Origin of the sequence: Actinoplanes sp. NPDC020271 (genome assembly GCF_044388125.1) — a bacterium.
Taxonomy (GTDB): Bacteria; Actinomycetota; Actinomycetes; order Mycobacteriales; family Micromonosporaceae; genus Actinoplanes.
Map to the genome: position 1 here is coordinate 1 of NZ_JBIRWQ010000074.1, position 4,768 is coordinate 4,768.

General features: G+C 70.0%; 4 protein-coding genes. 2 read left to right on the forward strand and 2 right to left on the reverse strand.

Features of this window, described 5'->3' with window-relative positions:
- On the reverse strand, nt 1-1,365 hold a 1,365-nt coding region (locus ACH442_RS47805; protein WP_396344883.1), incomplete at its 3' end, for a condensation domain-containing protein.
- Between the two features lie 335 nt (nt 1,366-1,700).
- On the opposite strand from ACH442_RS47805, the gene ACH442_RS47810 reads away from it, so the two are divergent.
- Both ACH442_RS47810 and ACH442_RS47815 read left to right on the forward strand, forming a co-directional pair.
- The gene (locus ACH442_RS47810; RefSeq protein WP_396344884.1) at nt 1,701-2,354 is read left to right on the forward strand and encodes a response regulator transcription factor; all 654 of its coding nucleotides are present in this window, start codon (nt 1,701-1,703) and stop codon (nt 2,352-2,354) included.
- 62 nt (nt 2,355-2,416) lie between these two features.
- Entirely contained in the window at nt 2,417-3,571 is a 1,155-nt protein-coding gene (locus tag ACH442_RS47815) for a sensor histidine kinase (RefSeq protein WP_396344885.1), read from the forward strand.
- A 15-nt stretch (nt 3,572-3,586) separates the two neighbouring features.
- On the opposite strand, the gene ACH442_RS47820 is transcribed toward ACH442_RS47815, so the two are convergent.
- Nucleotides 3,587-4,768 (reverse strand): alpha/beta fold hydrolase (locus ACH442_RS47820; RefSeq protein WP_396344886.1); only part of this gene is annotated, 1,182 nt, incomplete at its 5' end.

Genomic DNA, 4,768 nt, shown 5'->3' on the forward strand with positions numbered 1-4,768 from the left:
CACACCCACCGGCCCCACCACCCCGGCCCACCCACCCAGCAACTCCCGATCACCCGACGACAACAAATCCACCTCATGCACCCGCACATCAGGGGGACCGGACAGCCCCTCCAGGGCACGGACGTACCAGTCACCGACCCGGGCGGCCGCGGGCTCGTCGGGCAGATCGCGGCTCACGCCCACGTCGATCTGGATGTCGCCGTCGTCCACCCGGTCGTAGATGTTGACGGCTAGTTCCTCGACCCGGCCCAGCGAGGCGGGCCGCAGGATGCCGACGCAGTCGCCGAGGCGGATGTTCCGCAGCCGCATCGCGTTGATCTTCAGCCCGAACAGCGGGACACCGTCGGCGAACTTGAGCTCACGGACGATGTCCTCGTATCGGAAGCGCTGATGACGCAGTGCGGTCCGGACCGTCGCGACGGCGTGACGGACGAACTCGGCCACGGACGCCAGCGGGTCGACGGTCAGCCGCAGCGGCATCATGTTCGAGGTCATGCCGATCGTGTTGAACTCGTCGGCACCGATGCGGCCGGAGCACGGCACGGCGATCACGACGTCCCTGGAGCCGGTGAGGCGGAACTGGAGCAACCCGGCGGCCGCGGCGGCGAGCTCGGGAACGCTGACCCGCAGCCGCTCGGCCGCGGCCCGCACGCTCGCCGCCTGCCCGGGCCCGGCCGTCCGGGTGTGCCGCTCCAGGGAGTCCGGGGACCAGCGCGGCCGATGCCGGCCGCGGCGGGGGTCCTCCGGCAGGTTCGACAGGCGATCGAGCCAGAATTCGCGATCGCGGGCGAAGGTCTCCGACGACCGGTAGCGGGCCTCCGCGTCCCAGAGCTCCGACAGCGGCGACAGCTCCGGCGCCGGCGACTCGCCGGTCCCGCCGTCGCGCAGCGCGTTGTAGTGCCGGGCCACGAGGACGGCGAACAACGCCAGGCTGTACCCGTCGGCCGCGATGTGGTGAACCCGCTGGTACCAGAAGACCAGCCGGGGGCCGAGGAGGAACAGGATCTGCACCGAGACCGGCTCGCGGAGCAGGTCGACCGCACGGTTCTCGTCCTGGCGCATCACCCGCTCGGCGGCAGCCCGCGGATCGGGTTCGCCGCCGACGTCGACCACCTGGATCCCGTACGCGTCCGGCGCCTCGACGTACTGTCGCGGCATGCCGTCGAGCAGGCGGAAACGAAGACGGTACGCATCGGTCTCGCCGACGGCCCGCCGCAACGCCTCCACCATGAGATCGACGTCCAGCGGACCCCGGATCTCCTGGTACGCGTTGACGTTGTACGCCGGGCTCGCCGGCGCGAGTTGTTGTGCATTCCAGACGCCGAGCTGACCGGCTGACAATTCCCGGAGTGCACCGTCGGTCACGACCATGGATTTCCCCGTTCGGCATTCGCAGATCACCGGCAACGGGGAAAACCGCATGCCGGTTTCGTGTCATGGGATCGGAAGACCTCGACAATCCACATTCGGCGACACCTTATCCAACATCGACCACGGTCGGCGCGCGTCCAACTGCCCATACGATTTCGCGGTCCGAATCGCGTGTTCACGCATCAACGGGAATGGACGTGACCGGCGACCGGGTAAGGACCGTAATGCCCGGAAGGCCTGGTTCGTTCCGCCTGCCCGAAGACACACCATCCACGTACAGTGGACGGCGTTAACCGCCGCTTGACCCAGGGATTGAGGCAATAGCGGGCATGCGCATCCTGGTGGTCGAAGACGAGCCCTTCCTTGCCGACATGGTCGCCGAAGGGCTTCGCCGGCAGGCGATGGCCGTCGACGTGGCGTATGACGGCGACAGCGCGATGGAACTGGTCGGCGTCACCGACTACGACGTGCTGGTCCTGGACCGGGACCTGCCGGGTGTCCACGGTGACGACATCTGCCGCGAGCTCGCCCAGCGGGGCGACGCCCTGCGAATTCTGATGCTGACCGCCATGGGCGCGGTGCACGACCGGGTCAACGGGCTGAACCTGGGCGCCGACGATTACCTCGCCAAGCCGTTCGCCTTCGACGAACTCGTGGCCCGGGTCCGGGCCCTCGGCCGGCGGGCCGTCCCACCGGTGCCGCCCATCCTGGAGACCGCCGGCATCGCCCTGGACACCGGCCTGCGGCAGGTACGCCGCGGCGGCGAGCTGGTGCCGCTCTCGCGCAAGGAGTACGCGGTGCTCGAGGTTCTGATGCGTGCCCGCGGGAACGTCGTCAGCACGGAGGAACTGCTGGAACGGGCCTGGGACGAGCATGCCGACCCGTTCACCACCGTCGTCAAGGTGACCATGAGCAAGCTGCGCGCCAAGCTCGGCGAGCCACCGGTCATCGTCACCGTCCCCGGCAGCGGCTATCGGTTGTGAGGTCGTTCATGCGTTTTCACCGGCGGTTCACGAAGATGCGGCGAGGATCGATCAGGACTCAGATGACGCTGCTCTACGGCGGCCTGTTCACCGTCATCGCACTGGGTGTCCTGGGCTCCGCGCAGCAGCTCCAGCTCTACGTTCTCAACGAGTTGTTCACCGCGGACGCGCACCAGGGTAACGACGTTCCCTGTGACCAGCGGCCGCCCGACGTGCCGTGCAGCCTCGTGCCGTACGACTCGCACAACGGCAACGCCCCGTCAGGCGGATCCAGCGGCCTGCGCGACGACCTGGCCAGTTCACAGCAGCTGATCACGGTGGCCGCCGTCCTGGTGATCACGGTGCTCGCATTCGGGCTGAGCTGGTGGCTCACCGGGCGGTTGCTGCGTCCGCTGCACCGGATCACCGACACGGCGCGGCGATTGTCGCTCTCCACGATGCACGAGCGGATCGCGCTGACCGGTGCGCCGAGCGAGCTGAAGGATCTCGCCGACACGTTCGACGCCATGCTCGACCGGCTCCAGGACTCCCTCGACAGCCAGCGCCGCTTCGTCGCCAACGCCTCCCACGAGCTGCGCACTCCCCTGGCCATCCAGCGCACCGCCATCGAGGTCGGCCTCGTCGACCCCTCGCCGGAGATGCTGGCCCGGGTCCGGGCGGAACTGCTACGCAACGTGCAGCGCGCGGAGCGGCTCATCGAGGGGCTGCTCACCCTCGCCCAGGGGGAACGCGGCCTCGACATCCGCTCCCGCGTCGACTTCGCGGCCACGGTCAACCAGGTGATCTCCGATCAGCAGCCGGCCGCCCACCGCAACGGTGTCACCATCGCCGCCGCGATCAACCACGTCGCCGTGGCCGGCGACGAGGTGATGCTCACCCGGCTCGCCGCCAATCTGGTGCAGAACGCCGTTCACCACAACCATCCCGGCGGTCACGTCCTGGTCGAGCTGGCCGATGACGCCACCCTGGTGGTCCGCAACACCGGCCCGCAGGTCCCGCCGGACCGTCTCGACGAGTTGTTTCAGCCGTTCCGCCGTCTGCACCGCGACCGGACCAAGTCGGCCGAGGGGGCGGGTCTCGGGCTCTCCATCGTCGCCGCGATCGTTCACGCCCACGGCGGGACCGTGCAGGCCACGGCGAACACCCGTGGGGGCCTGACGGTCACCGTGGCCCTTCCCGTCCTCACCGAGCTCGCGCTGAGCGAGGCGGTCGGCTGACCGCCGGGCCGGCCGTCACCGCTCGCCGGCCCGGCGCTCGGCGATGATCTCCCAGGCCTGGCGCAGCATGTCCGGCAGCATCATGTCGCTGTGCGCGCAGGGCAGCTCGACCTCGGTGATCTCACCCCGCACGTAGGGCCGCCACAGCGTCCCGTCCGGGTTACGCCCCTCCTTACGGACGCCCGCGGAGATCAGCAGCAGGTCACCGCCGAACACCTTGAGGCGGTGCGCCTGGCGCAGCTTGGAGTTGTTGCGGAACACCTCGGCGATGTGCCGCACCTCCTCGTCGGAGACGCCACCCAGCAGGTCGCCGACCTCCTCGCGGACCCGGGCCGCGGCCCGCCGGAGGCTGGCCTCCACGTCCATCACGATGATCTCGCCCTCGCCCTCGCCCTCGCCCTCGTCCTCCTCGACCGGCGCGGGCGGCCCGGACGGGGTGGTCGGGAAGGCGTCCAGGATCACCAGTTCGGCGACGCTCTCGCCGGCCGCCGTCAGCTGCACGGCGATCTCGTGTGCCGGTATCCCGCCGAACGAGAACCCGAGCAGGTGGTACGGACCGGTGGGCTGGACCGAGCGGATCAGGTCGACGTAGGCCGCCGCCATCTCCTCGATGGAGCCGGCCGGTTGCCCCGCGTCGTCGAGGCCGGCGGCTTGCAGGCCGTACAGCGGGACGCCGGCCGGGACGAAACGGGTCAGCGGCCGGTAGCACCAACTCAGGCCACCGGCCGGGTGGATGCAGAAGATCGGTTCCTGGCCGCCGTCGGTGCGGATCGGCAGCAGCGGCCCGAGCAGGGAGTCGCCGAGCGACCCGAAGCTGAGCCGGCTGACGATCCCGGACACGGTCGGGGTGGCGAACACCTCGCGGACCGACGTCGAGACGCCTTTCTCGGCCAGGCGCGTCACCAGGGTGACGGCCAGCAGGGAGTGGCCGCCGAGCCGGAAGAAGTCGTCGTGGACGCCGACCTGCGGCACGCCGAGGACATCGGCGAACACCTCGCGGACGAGGCCCTCCAGGATCGCGCCGTGGTTGCGGCTCTCGACCTCGTCGCCGGCCGCTGTACCGCTGTGGCCGGGGGCCGGCAGGGCCCGGCGGTCGAGTTTTCCGGCGGGGGTCAGCGGTAGTTCAGCCAGCTCCACCACCTGCGACGGCACCATGTACTCCGGCAACCGCTGCCGGGCGAACTCCCGCACATCACC